Here is a 15,446-nt window from a genome sequence, read left to right as displayed (position 1 = left end):
ACACCGTGAAAGGCCCTTTACCCGTATGATCCTTGATGCGGCGCGCGCCGCCATAAGCCGTCTTTTCTCCCGTGAGTTCCGCAGCGTGTTCTTCAAGACGCTCGGTCTGACGCTTCTCGTGCTTGTCGGCGTGTGGCTCGGCACAAAGGAACTGTTCGAGTATTTCGCGCTGCCGTGGTTCGATGCGTTCTTCCCGGATATGCCTTCATGGCTGGGCTGGCTGAGCTTCGTCGCGGCGATTGCGGCGGGGCTCGGTCTTGCGGCCGGGCTTGCGCTTCTCATCGCGCCGGTGACCGCCGTGATCGCCGGTCTCTTCCTCGACGATGTGGCCGAGGTGGTGGAGAAGGAAGACTATCCGCAGGACCCGCCCGGCAAGGCGCTGCCGCTTGGCGCGGCCATAGCCACATCCATCAAGTTTTTCGGCGTCGTCATTCTCGGCAACATCATCGCGCTCCTGCTGCTTCTGGTGCCGGGCGTGAACATTCTCGCCTTCTTCCTCGTCAACGGCTATCTGCTGGGGCGTGAATTCTTCGAATTCGCCGCCATGCGCTTCCGCAGCGAGGCGGATGCAAAGGCGCTGCGCCGCCGCCATGCGGGCACCATCTTCCTTGCTGGTCTGGTGATCGCGGGCTTCTTGGCCGTGCCGATCCTCAACCTTCTGACGCCGCTGTTTGCGGCCGCCATGATGGTGCACCTGCACAAGCTGATTTCGCAGGAAGACGCGGCAAGAACCGCGCGCGGGGTGGAGTTGCGCGGCTAGAGCGCTTCCGCTTCTTCTGGAATTGCTGGATCAGGCCTGCGAGCCAGCTCCACCAGCGGGGCGGGGATTTCGTTCGTTTTCTCCGCCGACTTGCAGATATCGGCGATCACGCAGGCCACGCAGTCGGGCTTGCGCGCCTTACAGACATAGCGCCCGTGCAGGATCAGCCAGTGATGGGCGTGGCGCATGAACTCCGCCGGAATGATCTTCACCAGCGTGTCCTCGATCTGTTCGGGCGTCTTGCCCGGTGCAAGTCCGATCCGGTTGCCGATGCGCAGAATATGCGTGTCGACGGCCATGGTGGGCTGCCCGAACGACATGTTGAGAACCACATTGGCCGTCTTGCGCCCGACGCCCGGCAGGGTGACCAGCGCCTCGCGATTGTCGGGCACCTGTGACCCGTGATCGCGGATCAGCGCCTCGCTCAGCGCGATGACGTTCTTCGCCTTGTTGCGCCACAGGCCGATGGTGCGGATGTATTCGCCCACCTGCTCCTCGCCGAGCGCCAGCATTTTCTCCGGCGTGTCGGCCACCTTGAAGAGATCGCGCGTCGCCTTGTTCACGCCGGCGTCGGTTGCCTGCGCGGAAAGCACCACCGCCACCAGAAGCGTGAAGGCGTTGACATGCTCCAGCTCGCCCTTCGGCTCCGGGCGCTGCACCGAGAAACGGCGGAAGATCTCGTGGATCTCCTCTGGCGTGTAAACGGTCCTGCGGCGGCGGGTGCGGCCTGGTTTGCGGGGTGCTGCAATTTTCTTCTTGGGCTTTTCCATGTGCCTTCTATAATCGGGATCATGGCTGAAACAAACACCGCAGACGCACCTGTTTTTCAGGCGTTGCTCACGCCTTATCGCTCGCTGAGCGGGCGCGGGTTTGCCGTTCTTATGGGCCTTCTCCTGCTTGTGTGGCTGACCATCGGCGCGGTCTTCCTGCGGATCGGCGCATGGCCGGTGTTCGGCTTTTTCGGACTCGACATTCTGGCCATCTATGTGGCGTTTCGGGTGAACTACCGCGCCGCGCAGGTGCGCGAGGAAGTGCGCCTGTCGCGCACCAGCCTCGACATTCGCAAAGTGCCGCCCTCCGGCAAGGCGGAGGAGCATCATTTCAACCCGTTCTGGACGCGGTTCCGCATCGACCGTCACGACGAGATCGGCATCACCGACATGGCGGTGGAAATGCGTGGCGAGCGGGTCGAACTGGGCAGCTTTCTGAACCCCGACGACCGTGAAAGCTTCGCGACCGCATTCGGGCAGGCGCTGGCCACCGCGAAGGGGCGCTGAGCTTTGCAGGAAACGGGTGGTGCGGATGCGCTGAAACCGTCATTGTCGCCTTCGATAGAGATTTGACGAGGCGCGGCGCGACAGCGGCCGGCGCCGGGAATGGACGCCATGAACATGCAGACCGCGCTTTTGCAACGCGATGTGACCCCGGAGGGCACCGATTACGAGATCGTGCGCCGGGTCATCGAAAAGATCAGCCTCGATTATCGCGACCAGCCCTCGCTGGAGGAAATCGCGCAGGAGGTGGGCGACACGCCGACCGGCCTGCAAAAACTCTTCACGCGCTGGGCGGGGCTTTCGCCCAAGGCGTTCCTGCAGGCGGTGACGCTGGATCACGCGCGGCGGCTTCTCGATTCCGGCATGCCGCTGCTCGATGCTGCCCTTGAACTTGGCATGTCGGGGCCGGGCCGTCTGCACGATCTGTTCGTGACCCATGAGGCGATTTCACCCGGCGAATACAAGGCGCGCGGGGCAGGGCTCACCATGCGCTACGGGTTTCACATTTCGCCCTTCGGTCAGGCCCTGATCATGGTCACGGAACGCGGCCTTGCGGGCCTTGCCTTCTGCGATGCGGGCGAGGAGCGTGCGGCGTTCGAGGACATGGCCTCGCGCTGGCCCAATGCCGATTATGTGGAAGACATGGCCGCCACCGCGCCCTATGCGGCGCGCGTGTTCGAGCCGTCGCGCTGGCGTGCTGACGAGCCGCTGCGCGTGGTGCTGATCGGAACCGATTTTCAGGTGCGGGTCTGGGACGCGCTTCTCAAGATTCCGATGGGACGCGCCTGCGCCTATTCCGACATTGCCGGCACCATCGGCAAGCCCAGCGCCTCGCGCGCGGTTGGCGCAGCGGTGGGTGCCAACCCGGTTTCCTTCGTGGTGCCGTGCCATCGCGCCGTCGGCAAGTCGGGTGCGCTCACGGGCTATCACTGGGGCCTCACGCGCAAGCGCGCCATTCTTGGCTGGGAAGCGGGGCAGCTTTCGCAGGACAGCCAGCCGGCCTGACCCCGCAAAGACGTCTCTTGAGTGCGCATCGGAACAACCGAAAAACCGGATTCCACTTTTCGGCCCGATGCTCTACTTTCCGGCGCGAATAAGCGCGGGAGACAGTCTTGATCGTCATTATCGGTTCCATCAACCTCGACCTGATCGCCACGGTGCATCGGCTGCCGAAGCCCGGCGAAACGGTGCCCGGCGACACATTCGTCACTGCGCCGGGCGGCAAGGGAGCGAACCAGGCGCTGGCCGCACGGCGGGCCGGAGCGCGCACCCGCATCGTCGGTGCGGTGGGCAATGATCCTTTCGCCGGCGAGGCGCTGGAGCTTCTGGAGACGGCGGGCGTCGATCTCTCCGCCGTGCACAGGGCCGAAAGCGCCACCGGCACGGCCCATATCCTCGTTGACCGGGAAGGCGAGAACACCATCGCCGTCGTTCCGGGCGCCAATGCCGATGTTCTGCCCGGCCATGTGGCGCAGGCCGCACTGGCCGCCGGTGACCATGTGCTTCTGCAACTTGAAATCCCGATCGAGACCGTTGCGGCCTCCATCGAGGAAGCGCGCAGGGCCGAGGCCATTTCGGTGCTCAACACCGCGCCTTACCGGCCCGAGGCGGCGTCGATGCTTGCCGATGCGGATTACGTGGTCGCCAATGAGACCGAGTTCGACCTCTACGCCGATGCGCTGGGGCTTGAAGGTGCTGACCGGCGCGCGCGCATGGAAGCGTTCGTGGCAAAGACCGGCCGCATCGTCATCGTGACGCTGGGCGGTGAAGGCGCGTGGGCTGCAACGCCGGACGGTTTCGTTACCTGCCCGTCCATGAAGATCACGCCGGTCGACACGGTCGGTGCGGGCGACACGTTCTGCGGCTATCTGGCGGCAGGGCTGGCCGAGGGGCTGAAACTGGAAGCCGCATTGCGTCAGGCTGCGGCGGCAGGCGCGCTCGCCTGCCTGAAACCCGGCGCGCAGCCAGCCATTCCGCTGCGCAAGGATGTGGACGCGGCGCTCGCCTGAGCGTTCAGCAGTCAGGTGTTTTCACCTGACTGCAACCCGACCTAAAGCCGCGCAAGCCGCTCCGTCAGGAGCGTGAAGAAGCCGTCATCGTCGATGTCGCGCATCACGAGCGCGTTTTCCGGGCGGTCCGTCACCCGCCACCAGTCGATCACCGTCATGCCCATGGTCAGTCCGGAGCCGGTCTCCACGGTGACATTGCAGCTGCGCCCCGTGAAGAGTTCGGGCTTCAGAAGATAGGCGATGACGCAGGGGTCGTGCAGCGGCCCGCCATCGGTGCCGTATTTTTCTTCATCGAAGCGCTCGAAGAATTCCAGAAGCTCGGCGCATGCCGTGCCGACCTTTGTGTCGAGCGCGCGAATGGCTGCGATGCGGGCGCGCGTGGTCAGCGCCTTGTGGGTCACGTCGAGCGGCATCATCACGACCGGCACGCCCGAGCGCAGCACCACATCGGCCGCATGCGGGTCCACATAGATGTTGAACTCCGCCGTGGGGGTGACATTGCCGCCCTCGAAGAACCCGCCGCCCATCAGCACGATCTCGCGGATGCGCGTGGCGATCCGCGGTTCACGGTTCAGCGCCAGCGCGATGTTGGTGAGGGGGCCGAGCGGGCAGAGCGTGATCTCGCCTTCGCCGTGGGCCATCAGCGTGTCGATGATGAAATCGACCGCATGGCCATCCTGAAGCGGCATTTCGGGTTCCGGCAGTTCGGGACCGTCGAGGCCGGTGCGGCCATGCACATGCTCTGCCGTCACCAGATCGCGCACCAACGGGCGGATCGCGCCGGCGAAAACCTTCGTCCCGGGCTTTCCGGCCAGTTCGCAGATCTTGCGCGCGTTCTTCTCCGTCAGCGCAAGCGGCACATTGCCGGCCACGGCGGTGATGCCCAGCACGTCCAGCTCGGGGCTGGCCAGCGCCAGTAACAGGGCAAGAGCGTCGTCCTGACCGGGATCCGTGTCGATAATAATCTTGCGCGCCGCCGTCATGCAGTTGCTCCAAAATGCTTGAAACGCAGGGTTTGAGCGACCATATCAGTTGCAACGGAGAAAATGCCATTCGGGTTTTCTTCTATCCACGTCGCTCTTTGAGGACTGTAATTGATGACGCGTATGACGCCTTTCTCGAATCCGCTCCTTTTAGGGTTCGACAGCATGGAAAAAACGCTCGAGCGCATTGCGAAATCGGGCGATGGTTACCCGCCCTACAATATCGAGCGCATCCGCGCCGAAGGCGGGCAGGGCGTGAGACTCCGCATAACACTGGCCGTAGCGGGCTTCGGTGCGGATGATCTGGACGTCACAACGGAAGAAAACCAGCTCATCATTCGCGGCCGACAGACCGAAGAAGGCGAGCGTGAGTACCTCCATCGCGGCATTGCCGCGCGCCAGTTTCAGCGCATGTTCGTGCTGGCGGAAGGCATGCGGGTGCTGAACGCCGATCTCAAGAACGGCCTCCTGTCCATAGACCTGGACCGACCCGAGCCGGAACGGCTGGTACAAAAAATAAACATTTCCGTGAAAGACTGACATACTGGTCTTATTCGGGAGGAAACCGGGCGGGCTGACCCGTCCCGGAACCTTGGGCTCTTCAGCGGGTTGGTTTCCAGGGGAAACGCCTGCGTTAAGGAGGCTTCGATGACCGAACATGAAAGCAAGATCGCCATTACCCAGCAGCAGCTCGCCCACATCGGCGAGGGTGCAGTGGCCTATATGCGCGAGATGGATGCCGAAGACCTGCAGGGCAAGTTTCCCGGCATGCCTGACCTGAAGCCGGGCACACGGCTCTGGGCGCTTTTCGGCGCAGACGGTCAGCCCATCTTACTGGCAGACGCCCGCGACACAGCGCTCGCAGGCGCGATGCAGAACGATCTGGAGACCGTCAGTCTCCACTGACCGAACACGTTCTGCGCGGAAACAGGCGACGCCGCTTCCGCGCAGATGGAAAGCCACTGTCAAAAGTCACTCTTACATGACGGATTTCGGTGAGAGATTGCCGGTAGCCGTCTCCTTTTCGTCTTGACAGCCGGGCCGATCTTCCAGGGAATGGCGCAGGCACTTACATCGTGATTGCCGTCAAATCTGGAGGAAGGCCATGCCGGCCAGCAGCAGGACGTTTCCGCTTATTGATGTTTGGGGCAAACCGGAAGAAAGAGGCCGCCAGATCGGTTCGGCCTTGAATGAGCGGATCGCCCGTACGCTTTCTATCTACAAAACCTATTTCGACCGCCCCGAAGGCGAAATCCTCGCGGCGGCAGCGCAGTTTCGCGATGTGATCGCTGCTTTCGATCCGCGCGCCTGCGCCGAGATGGATGGCATCGCCGATGGTGCGGATGTCGATCCTCTCTGGATCGTCGCGCTCAATGTGCGCAGCGAGCTTCTCTCCGCACTCTCAGCGTCCGAATGCACCGTGGTGCAATACACCGGAACGCCCTTTGTGGGGCAGAACTGGGACTGGTCGGAAAAGCTTGAAGAGCTGGTCGTTCTCATTCGCTCGGAAGATGAACGCGGCAAACGCTTTCTGACAATGACCGAGCCCGGCATGCTGGCCAAGGTCGGCCTCAATGATGCGGGCTTCGGCGTGTGCCTGAACTTCCTGCCGACGCCCAAGCCCACGCGCGGCGTGCCTTCCCACATTCTCCTGCGGTCACTTCTCGACGCCGGCTCCTGGGCCGATGTGGAAGAGACGCTGGAGCGGGCAGGGGTGGGGCGCTCGCTCAATCTTCTGGTCGCCGGCAGGGACGGCCGCGCTATCAATATCGAGTATGAGGGCGACGCGGCGCGGCGCATGGAGCCGGGCGGTACGGCGACCACGCACACCAATCACTACGTCACCTGCAAGGCTCCGGTCGATGCCGAGCTTCTGGAGAATTCCACGGCGCGGCTTGAGCGCATCCGCGCGCTGACGGCGCCGGGAACGCCGGCTGATCTCGCCCGGCTAAAAGCCGTGCTTTCCGACAATGCGCATCCCGAACACGCCATCCTGGCCCCGTATCGGGACAGTGACGGGTTTCTGGGGCGCAAGGGCACGATCTGCACCATCGCCATGGATCTGGCCGAGCGGCGCATGCACATCCGTCGGGGCAATGATCCGGCGGTTCCCTTCGTCGAAATTGCGGTCACGCAAAAGGAAACGGCCTTCTCGATGTGAGAAGGCCGTTCCGGCATTTTGCCTGTCGCAGACGATCAGGCTTGTCGCAGACGATCAGGCGGCGTTGGAAGCCGGCGTCTGCGCCAGGAAACTGTGAATGGCGGCAGCATCCTTGGTGCCGCGGATCTTGGCGGTGTTCTCGGCATCGCGCAGCACGCGCGCAATGCGCGACAGCGCCTTGAGATGGTCAGCGCCGGCGCCTTCCGGCGCAAGCAGCAGGAAGACCAGATCGACGGGTTGATCGTCGATGGCTTCGAAGTCGACCGGCGTTTCCAGGCGTGCGAACACGCCGGTGATGCGGTCTATGCCGGGCAGCTTGCCGTGCGGAATGGCGACGCCATTGCCCACACCGGTGGAGCCCAGGCGTTCGCGCTGCAGGATCGTGTCAAAGATCTCGCGCTCCGGCAATCCGGTTACCCCAGCCGCCTTTTCGGCAAGAAGCTGCAGAAGCTGCTTCTTCGAATTGGCCTTCATCGCCGGGATCACCGCTTTCTGGTCGATCAGATCGCTCAGATCCATGTCTTATGCATCCTTTGCTTTGTCTGTCCGCCGGCCATGCTCGATGGCCGGCGCTGACGCTGGCACGGAACTTATGCGCTTGCCACTACCGACGGATCGATCCAGCCGATGTTGCCATCGGCGCGTCGGTAGACAATGTTCACTTCGTTGCTTCCGGCATTGCGGAACACGAAGACGGGATTGTCCTTGGTGTCGAGTTCGATGACGGCGGTAGCCACAGACATGGTCTGCAGGGCCATCTTCGATTCAGCAACCACGGTCGGCGCGTAGTCTTCCGGGACCTCTTCTTCATCTTCGGCCACCGGGGCCATGACGCGATAGGCAATGTCCATCTGATCGACATGCTGGCCGTTGTTGTGGGACTTAAGCCGGCGCTTGTAGCGGCGAAGACGCTTTTCGATGCGCTCTGCGGCAGCATCAAAAGCGGCTTGCGGCTCCTGCGCCTGACCCGTGCCCTGCAACACCATGCCAGTGTCGAGATGGATCATGCAATCGGCGGCAAAACGAGAACCCGACTTTTCTACCGTAACGCGACCAGCAAACCCACCGTCGAAATATTTGTCGACGGCTTCGCCGATGCGTCCCTCGATACGCGAGCGAAACGCTTCGCCGATGTCCATATGTTTTCCGGAAATACGTAAGCTCATCTGACTACAGACCTTTCCTGATCAGACACCGAACGAATCGAGTTTATACGTGTGGCTTGCATGTACAAGGTGCCGCGGCGGATTGTGATCTCGGTCTGCCGCGTTTCCCTTCTTCGTTTGCTGGCACTACGGACAAAAGTCTAAAAGGCTCTCAGGCCTGTGGTCCATGCGGGCGGGCTTCTAGTGTTTTCCGGCGGTCTTGTCAATTCGACCGGGGTTTCGGGTCAGGAGCCGGCCCCTGCCGCCGCCAGCATCTTCTTCTCGCGCCTGCGTTGTACCGAAGAGGGAATATTGAGCGCTTCCCGGTACTTGGCGACGGTGCGGCGGGCTATGTCGATGCCCTCCGAGCGCAGCATATCCACAAGCGCGTCGTCGGAAAGTACGGCGGCCGGTTTCTCCGCGTCGATCAACGCACGGATGCGGTCGCGCACGGATTCTGACGAGTGTGCATCGCCGCCCGACGCCGATGCGAGAGCGGAGGTGAAGAAGTAGCGCAGCTCGAACGTGCCGCGCGGGGTCATCATGTATTTGTTGACCGTGACGCGGCTGACGGTGGACTCGTGCATGCCGATGGCTTCGGCCACCGTGCGTAGATTGAGCGGGCGCAGATGGCTCACGCCGTGGACGAGGAAGGCATCCTGCTGGCGCACGATCTCGGACGCCACCTTCAGGATGGTTCTTGCCCGCTGGTCGAGGCTTCGCGCCAGCCAGTTGGCGCTTTGCAGGCATTCGCTCAGGAATTCGCGCTCATTGTCGCGCGCCTGGGGAGAAATCTCGGCATAATAGGGCTCGTTGACGAGAACGCGCGGAAGGGTCTCCGGGTTCAGCTCCACCGCCCAGCTTCCGTCGCTTGCCGCCCGCACCACGATGTCGGGCACGATCGGATCGGCGGTGCCGCCGGAAAACACCATGCCCGGCTTGGGATCAAGCATGCGGATCTCGGCCAGCATGTCGGCCAGATCCTCGGCATCCACCCCGCAGAGCCGGCCGAGCGTGCGGAAGTCGCGCTTTGCCAGAAGGTCGAGATTGTCGACCATCGCCTTCATGGCCGGGTCGTAGCGGTCCTGCGCAATCAGTTGCAGGGCAAGGCATTCAGCCAGATCGCGCGCGAAAATGCCGGGCGGGTCGAAGGTCTGGCAGGTGGCGAGCACGGCGTCGACCGTTGCGGGCTCCGCGCCGATGCGTTCGGCAATCTCCGCCGTTTCGACAGCCAGATAGCCCGCCTCATCGAGGCCATCGGCCAGTTCATGAGCGATGAGCAATTGCGCCGCGTCTGAAAAGGCGAGCGCGATCTGACCGTTCACATGGTCGCGCAGCGTGGTTGCGGCGGCGGTGGTGCTTTCGAGGTCGAAGGCGCTGCCGCCGGAGCCTTGCAGGCCGTTTCCGCCGGCCGATTTCCACTGGGCCGACAGGTCCGCGCTGATGCGCTCCTGCGTGCCGGGATCGTCGGGGAACAGGTTTTCGAGCGAAGAATCCAGTTTTTCCGAGATGGATTTTGCTGTGTTTTCGCGCGGTTCCAGCTCGTTTTGCCAGGTTTCGGCGCGTTCTTCCGAATTCTCTTCGCCCCGTTCCAGAAGCGGATTGCGCTCAATCTCGGCGTCGAGAAAATGCTCAAGCTCCACATGCGTCATCTGCAGCAGTTTGATGGACTGCAGAAGCTGCGGCGTCATGACCAGCGATTGTGTCTGACGCAGATGGAGTTTTGGCGCGAGCACCATGAAGTTTTGGCCCCTGTTCGGTGCGGCAACAATGTTGCCGCAGAACGGGATTCAATTGGCCCGACTTTTGCTTGTCAAGCCAGAAAGCAGTGAAGCCGCAGCTTAGAGCGTGAAGCCTTCGCCCAGATAGAGGCGACGCACATCGGCATTGCCGACGATCTCGTTGGGGCGGCCGTGGGTCAGAACCTGACCGGCATGGATGATGTAGGCCCGGTCGATCAGGCCCAGCGTTTCACGCACATTGTGGTCGGTGATGAGCACGCCGATGCCGCGCGCCGTCAGGTGACGCACGAGCTGCTGAATATCGGTCACGGCGATGGGATCGATGCCCGCAAAGGGCTCATCGAGCAGCATGAAGTTGGGCCGGCTGGCAAGCGCGCGCGCAATTTCCAGACGCCGCCGCTCACCGCCCGAAAGGGCGACGGAGGGCGATTTGCGCAGATGGCTGATGTTGAACTCTTCGAGAAGTGCGTCGAGGTTCTTGTCGCGTTCCTTGCGGCTCGGCTCCACCACTTCGAGAATGGCGCGGATGTTCTGCTCGACCGTCAGGCCGCGAAAGATCGAGGCTTCCTGCGGCAGGTAGCCGATGCCAAGCCGGGCGCGGCGATACATGGGCATGCCGGTCACGTCGTGGCCGTCGATGTGGATCGTGCCCTGATCCACCGGCACGAGGCCGGTGACCATGTAGAAACAGGTGGTCTTGCCGGCGCCGTTCGGCCCGAGCAGGCCCACGGCCTCGCCGGCGCGCACGCCGATGGACACACCGCTGACGACCTGGCGGCCCCTATAGGCCTTGGTGAGGCCGCGTGCGATGAGCGTGCCCTTGTATTCGGGAAGCTTGCCGCTTGCAGGATTCTCTGCCGCGGGCTCCTTGGCGGCCCGCATTTTACGCAACTTGGAAATCAACGCGGTTTACTGCCTGTTCTGGGAGCCGGGAGTGAGGAGCATTTTCACGCGGCCGCCGGCCTTCGTGTCCTTGCAGCCATCGAGTTCGGCCTGGCCGTTCTTCATCTGAACCGTGAGACGGCAGCCGACGATGACGTTCTCGCCTTCGGACAGGACCACTTCCTTGCCCGAGAGAACAAGCACTTCGGTCTTCATGTCGAATGTGGCGCTGTCGCCGGTGGCGACCTGATTTTCCGACTTCACATAGACGTTCCCGTCCACTTCGAGCCGGTCGATATTGGCGCTGCCGGTTGCGGCCGAACCGCCGTCCTGCAAGTAGTAGACCTTCATGCGTCCGGCCTTGAGCAGGGTCGGACCCTGAACGACGGAGACATTGCCGGAGAACACGGCGACATTGTCTTCTTCGCGAACCTCAAGCCGCTCGCTCTCGATCTGAATGGGTTTGTCGCCGGAAAGCTGCAGCCCGGTCAGGCGGCTTTGCGAATCCTGCGCAAGTGCGGCGGACGAAAGTCCGGCCAAAAGAAGCGCGCCCGTGGCGAGCCCTGAGAAGCTTCTGATGCGCATGATGTTCCTTTCCGTTCCCTCTTGTGCCGCAGCCTCAGTTGCGTGCGTCGGCGGTTTCACGGATCCGTGACGGGTCGATTGTAACGCGAACGCGTTTATCGAATACAAACACCTTGCCGCCTTCCTCCGCAGCGAAGGAATCGGCTGCAATCTTCGTCCCGTCAAGTTCGATTTCAACCGGATTCGAGGAGGAGAGGCTGCTTTTTGCGATGTCGATTTCGGCGGAGTCGAGTTTTGCGACAATGCCCGACGTGGTACGCAGTGCAATTTCGCTGGTGATGTCGAGACGGTTGTTGCCGCGGTCATAGACGCCGTCGCTTGCCTGAATGGTGGCGAAATTGTCGCCATCGACCGGCACATGGGCGCGAATGCCTTCCAGCTCGATTACATCCTCGCCGCCAAGCTTCTGGCGGGCGCGTTCGGCGGTCATCTTGTAGGGGCGGTCGTCGCTGGTGAAGCCGTTCAGCTCCGGGCTGGACATGACCAGCGAACCGCCCTCGATGGAGGCGCTGGCCAGATCGATCGCCCCGCGTGTGCCGGAGAACAGGTAGGAATAGCCAACGAAGACCACCGTGATGGCGATTGCAACAGCCGGCAGCACGCGCTTCAAAAGGCGCACGCGCCGGGAGTGACGCGAGGCCAGCGCAAAGTCTTCGGCGCCGCGCTCGGTGTTGCGGATCGCGTCGCCGTGACCTCTCCTTGCCGCGCCTGCGGCATTGTCTTTTGGGTTACTCATGTGCTTTGCGCTTTTCCGTGAGCTTGGCGGCCAGTCAACTGGACGCCCGGGTGGACGCCCGGGCATGGCCCTTCCCGGATACAGTCAGCGCCATCCCCCTGAGGGATGCACCTCGAGGGATGCACATCGAGGAATGCACCTCGCGCCTGACGGCGAAACGATGTCGCCGACCCCTTGGTCAGAACTGCGTAGCCGGAAAGCCTCAGATCCTAAACTTGCCCCTTGCTTCCAAATCTCACCCCAATATGGCTATTTTTGGATTAACGACAATGATTTACGTGCAAGTTTCTTCGTGTTTGCAGCTGTTGCGCGAATTCCCGGCGAAATCTTGTACAAGGCGGTGGTTCCGGGGGCGGCTTTGGACTAAAAGGCGCTGGTTTAGGACGAAATCCCTGTGAAGGTGAAAGCGAGGCTGTCATGTCCAATCGTGCGGATGAACTGATCGATCGTCGGCGTTTGCGGCGCAAGCTCACCTTCTGGCGCATTGCCGCCTTCGTGGTGATCGTGCTGGCAATCGGCTTCGCCACGCAGCGCCTGATGAGCGATGCGGCCGGCGTGTCTTCCAGCCACATTGCGCAGGTGAAAATCTCCGGAACGATCTTCGAGGATGACGAACTGCTTGAGCGGCTCGACCGGATTCGCGAGACGCCGGCGGTCAAGGGCGTCATCCTGACCATCGATTCCCCCGGCGGTACGACGGCTGGCGGTGAAGCCATTTTCGAGGAAATCCGCCTTCTGGCCGCAGAAAAGCCCGTTGTCGCACAGGTGGGGACGCTTGCCGCTTCCGCCGGATACATGATCGCCAGCGCCACGGATCACATCGTTGCGCGGCAGTCTTCCATCGTCGGCTCCATCGGCGTCCTGTTCCAGTATCCCGATGTGAGCGGCCTCATGGACAAGCTCGGCGTGAAGCTGGAGGAAATCAAATCCTCGCCGCTCAAGGCCGAGCCTTCTCCTTTCAAGCCGACCAGCGAAGAAGCGCGCGCGATGATCCGCTCAATGATCCTCGACAGCTACGACTGGTTCGTCGATCTGGTGGCGGAGCGCCGCCCGCTGACGCGCGACGAGGTGCTCGAGGTTGCGGACGGCTCGGTCTTTACCGGGCGGCAGGGCGTTGAACTCAGGCTGGTCGATGAGCTGGGCGGTGAGCGCGAAGCCAAGGCCTGGCTGGTCACACAGGGGCTGGACGAAGATCTGGACGTGGTGGAGTGGAAGAAGCGCGAAACAACGGGGAACCTGTTCCTGCCGGACCTTGCTTCGCGTTTCCTCGGTGTGCCGGAGGGCGGCGCGGACATCCTGCGCGAGCTGGGCGCGGATCGCATCTTCCTTGACGGTCTGCTGTCGGTCTGGCAACCTGAAAACAGAAGGTTGCCTGACTAAAAAAAGCAAACAAAATCACCATTGTGTCGTATACGACCGGGCGTTAAACAGGCCATTTCAGCGGCGGAAAAGAATCCATGATCAAATCAGAGCTCGTGCAGACGATCGCCAATCGCAACCCGCATCTCTACCTTCGCGACGTCGAGAACATCGTCAACGCGATCTTCGAAGAGATTTCGGACGCGCTCGCAGAAGGCAATCGCGTGGAGTTAAGGGGCTTCGGCGCGTTCTCGGTGAAAAACCGTCCCGCCCGCACGGGCCGCAACCCGCGCACCGGTGAATCCGTTGAGGTGGAGGAGAAGTGGGTTCCCTTCTTCAAGACCGGCAAAGAGCTGCGCGAGCGCCTCAATGAGGACAAGGACAGCTAGTCCTTCCCCCGGACACCTATTCTTCAGGGGGCACTTACTTTTTAGATAGCAGTGGATTGAAATGGCCAACCGCATCATTCTCGTTCTTGTCCTCGTGCCTCTGGCGGTGATCATCATCGCGCTTGCAGTGGCGAACCGCGCGGCAGTGCCTTTCACCATCGACCCGTTCAATCCGGGCAATCCGGCGCTCACCATCGAGTGGCCGCTGTTCGTTTATCTTTTTGCCGCCCTTGGTTTCGGCATGATTGTCGGCAGTCTCGCCACCTGGCTGCGTCAGGGGCGCTACCGGCGTGATGCGCGCGAGCGCAAGAAGGAAGTCGACAAGCTGCGCCAGGCCCCGCCGGCCAGCCCGAACGCACCGCAGATCCCGCAATCCCCCTCCTGACCCTCCAGCCAGAAGGCCCAGCCAATGCTCTCCATTTCCGCCGACCAGGTCGACGCGTGCCTGGACTATGCCGAACTCGTGCAGACATTGGGCGAAGCCTTCAGGAAGGGCGCCGTTCAGCCGGTGCGTCATCACCATAATATCGAACGGCCTGAAGGCGCGGACAGCACGCTTCTTCTCATGCCGGCATGGAGCGATTTTTCGCGGCTGGCGGGTGACGATTCCGGTTATATCGGCGTGAAGATCGCGGCAGTCTCGCCGGACAACAACGCCATCGGCAAACCGGCGGTGATGGCGGTCTATCTCTTGATGAACGGCACCACGGGCGAACCGCTGGCGCTGATCGACGGCCAGCGCCTGACGGCATGGCGCACCGCATGCGCCTCCGGTCTCGCCGCTTCTTATCTGGCGCGGAAGGATGCCTCGAAGCTGCTGATCGTCGGAGCGGGCGCGCTTTCGCCCATGCTGGCGCGCACCCATTCGGCGATCCGGCCGATTGACGATATCAGGATCTGGAACCGCTCCAGCGAAAATGCCGAGAAGGTTGCCGAGACGCTGCGCGCTGAGGGCATGAACGCCTCCGTGGCCGACGATCTCGATGCTGCCATCGGCGAAGCGGACATCGTGTCGTGTGCAACGCTTTCCACCGTGCCGCTGGTCAAAGGCGCGCTTTTGCAGCCCGGCGTTCATGTGGATCTGGTGGGCGCGTTCACGCCGACCATGCGCGAGAGCGACGACGAGGCGATGCGCCGTGCGTCGGTTTTCGTGGACACGCATGCCGGCGCGACCAAGGAGGCCGGCGACGTCGTTCAGGCGATTGCCGCTGGCGCACTTACGGCGGATGACATCAAGGCGGATTTCTTCGAGCTGACGCGCGGCGAGAAGCCGGGGCGGACGAGCGACGACGAAATCACGCTGTTCAAATCCGTCGGCGCGGCCATCGAAGATCTGGCCGGCGGTATCGCGATCTACGAAAAGCATCGCTGACGGCTTTGTTGCCTGTCCCGCGCGCCTGTGGCAGAAGCGCGGGCATTAT

19 protein-coding genes are annotated in these 15,446 nt (G+C 62.4%); 11 read left to right on the top strand and 8 right to left on the bottom strand.

The annotated features are described in order from the left end of the window. Nucleotides 1-25: 25 nt before the first annotated feature. The gene (locus tag AC4PTT_RS18650; RefSeq protein ID WP_206548725.1) at nt 26-760 is read left to right on the top strand and encodes a sulfate transporter family protein; all 735 of its coding nucleotides are present in this window, start codon (nt 26-28) and stop codon (nt 758-760) included. Here AC4PTT_RS18650 and nth read toward each other — a convergent pair. Next, on the bottom strand, nt 757-1,530 hold the full coding sequence (nth, locus tag AC4PTT_RS18645) for an endonuclease III (protein WP_492161849.1): 774 nt from the start codon (nt 1,528-1,530) through the stop codon (nt 757-759). The genes AC4PTT_RS18650 and nth overlap by 4 nt on opposite strands. Before the next feature lie 21 nt (nt 1,531-1,551). Between nth and AC4PTT_RS18640 the strand changes: the two genes are divergently transcribed. The 3 genes from AC4PTT_RS18640 (at nt 1,552) to AC4PTT_RS18630 (ending at nt 4,043) form a co-directional block, all read left to right on the top strand. After that, on the top strand, nt 1,552-2,037 hold the full coding sequence (locus AC4PTT_RS18640) for a DUF2244 domain-containing protein (RefSeq protein ID WP_492161848.1): 486 nt from the start codon (nt 1,552-1,554) through the stop codon (nt 2,035-2,037). Between the two features lie 108 nt (nt 2,038-2,145). After that, nucleotides 2,146-3,039: a methylated-DNA--[protein]-cysteine S-methyltransferase gene (locus tag AC4PTT_RS18635; RefSeq protein ID WP_317088974.1), complete on the top strand. Its 894-nt coding sequence runs from the start codon at nt 2,146-2,148 to the stop codon at nt 3,037-3,039. A 107-nt stretch (nt 3,040-3,146) separates the two neighbouring features. Beyond that, entirely contained in the window at nt 3,147-4,043 is an 897-nt protein-coding gene (locus AC4PTT_RS18630; RefSeq protein WP_492161847.1) for a ribokinase, read from the top strand. Between the two features lie 41 nt (nt 4,044-4,084). Here AC4PTT_RS18630 and AC4PTT_RS18625 read toward each other — a convergent pair whose 3' ends face one another. Beyond that, nucleotides 4,085-5,026, bottom strand: coding sequence for a nucleoside hydrolase (locus AC4PTT_RS18625; protein WP_492161846.1), 942 nt, complete (start codon nt 5,024-5,026; stop codon nt 4,085-4,087). Nucleotides 5,027-5,140: 114 nt separating this feature from the next. Between AC4PTT_RS18625 and AC4PTT_RS18620 the strand changes: the two genes are divergently transcribed. From AC4PTT_RS18620 to AC4PTT_RS18610, 3 genes are all read left to right on the top strand, one after another. After that, nucleotides 5,141-5,566 carry an Hsp20 family protein gene (locus AC4PTT_RS18620; protein WP_113153929.1) on the top strand — a complete coding sequence of 142 codons (426 nt, stop codon included), beginning with the start codon at nt 5,141-5,143 and terminating at the stop codon, nt 5,564-5,566. 108 nt (nt 5,567-5,674) lie between these two features. After that, nucleotides 5,675-5,932 carry a BQ00720 family protein gene (locus AC4PTT_RS18615; protein ID WP_113153930.1) on the top strand — a complete coding sequence of 86 codons (258 nt, stop codon included), beginning with the start codon at nt 5,675-5,677 and terminating at the stop codon, nt 5,930-5,932. A gap of 199 nt (nt 5,933-6,131) precedes the next feature. Then, nucleotides 6,132-7,187, top strand: a complete 1,056-nt coding sequence (locus AC4PTT_RS18610) for a C45 family autoproteolytic acyltransferase/hydrolase (protein WP_492161845.1) — start codon at nt 6,132-6,134, stop codon at nt 7,185-7,187. Nucleotides 7,188-7,241: 54 nt separating this feature from the next. On the opposite strand, the gene ptsN is transcribed toward AC4PTT_RS18610, so the two are convergent. The 6 genes from ptsN to lptC all read right to left on the bottom strand — a co-directional run bounded on the left by ptsN (nt 7,242) and on the right by lptC (nt 12,277). Then, nucleotides 7,242-7,706 carry a PTS IIA-like nitrogen regulatory protein PtsN gene (gene ptsN / locus AC4PTT_RS18605; RefSeq protein WP_113153932.1) on the bottom strand — a complete coding sequence of 155 codons (465 nt, stop codon included), beginning with the start codon at nt 7,704-7,706 and terminating at the stop codon, nt 7,242-7,244. Nucleotides 7,707-7,777: 71 nt separating this feature from the next. Continuing rightward, the gene (gene hpf, locus AC4PTT_RS18600) at nt 7,778-8,353 is read right to left on the bottom strand and encodes a ribosome hibernation-promoting factor, HPF/YfiA family (RefSeq protein WP_113153933.1); all 576 of its coding nucleotides are present in this window, start codon (nt 8,351-8,353) and stop codon (nt 7,778-7,780) included. A 224-nt stretch (nt 8,354-8,577) separates the two neighbouring features. Next, entirely contained in the window at nt 8,578-10,071 is a 1,494-nt protein-coding gene (gene rpoN, locus AC4PTT_RS18595) for an RNA polymerase factor sigma-54 (protein ID WP_492161844.1), read from the bottom strand. A 102-nt stretch (nt 10,072-10,173) separates the two neighbouring features. Continuing rightward, nucleotides 10,174-10,956 (bottom strand): LPS export ABC transporter ATP-binding protein, encoded by a 783-nt coding sequence (gene lptB, locus AC4PTT_RS18590; RefSeq protein ID WP_492161843.1) that lies wholly within the window; start codon nt 10,954-10,956, stop codon nt 10,174-10,176. 27 nt (nt 10,957-10,983) lie between these two features. After that, nucleotides 10,984-11,541 carry an LptA/OstA family protein gene (locus tag AC4PTT_RS18585; protein ID WP_113153936.1) on the bottom strand — a complete coding sequence of 186 codons (558 nt, stop codon included), beginning with the start codon at nt 11,539-11,541 and terminating at the stop codon, nt 10,984-10,986. 34 nt (nt 11,542-11,575) lie between these two features. After that, nucleotides 11,576-12,277, bottom strand: a complete 702-nt coding sequence (gene lptC, locus AC4PTT_RS18580) for an LPS export ABC transporter periplasmic protein LptC (protein WP_206544451.1) — start codon at nt 12,275-12,277, stop codon at nt 11,576-11,578. Between the two features lie 417 nt (nt 12,278-12,694). Here lptC and sppA point away from each other — a divergent pair, with 417 nt between their 5' ends. The 4 genes from sppA to lhpI all read left to right on the top strand — a co-directional run bounded on the left by sppA (nt 12,695) and on the right by lhpI (nt 15,397). Next, entirely contained in the window at nt 12,695-13,657 is a 963-nt protein-coding gene (gene sppA, locus AC4PTT_RS18575) for a signal peptide peptidase SppA (protein ID WP_206544452.1), read from the top strand. 77 nt (nt 13,658-13,734) lie between these two features. Next, on the top strand, nt 13,735-14,025 hold the full coding sequence (locus tag AC4PTT_RS18570; protein WP_113153939.1) for an integration host factor subunit beta: 291 nt from the start codon (nt 13,735-13,737) through the stop codon (nt 14,023-14,025). 61 nt (nt 14,026-14,086) lie between these two features. Then, entirely contained in the window at nt 14,087-14,410 is a 324-nt protein-coding gene (locus AC4PTT_RS18565) for a LapA family protein (protein ID WP_113153940.1), read from the top strand. A gap of 24 nt (nt 14,411-14,434) precedes the next feature. After that, nucleotides 14,435-15,397: a bifunctional Delta(1)-pyrroline-2-carboxylate/Delta(1)-piperideine-2-carboxylate reductase gene (gene lhpI / locus AC4PTT_RS18560; RefSeq protein ID WP_206548719.1), complete on the top strand. Its 963-nt coding sequence runs from the start codon at nt 14,435-14,437 to the stop codon at nt 15,395-15,397. The last annotated feature ends 49 nt before the right edge of the window (nt 15,398-15,446 follow it).

The organism is Nitratireductor sp. WH36-1 (assembly GCF_058725515.1).
The sequence above is the reverse complement of the archived record's forward strand: the minus strand, read 5'-3'. Positions and strand labels throughout refer to the sequence as shown.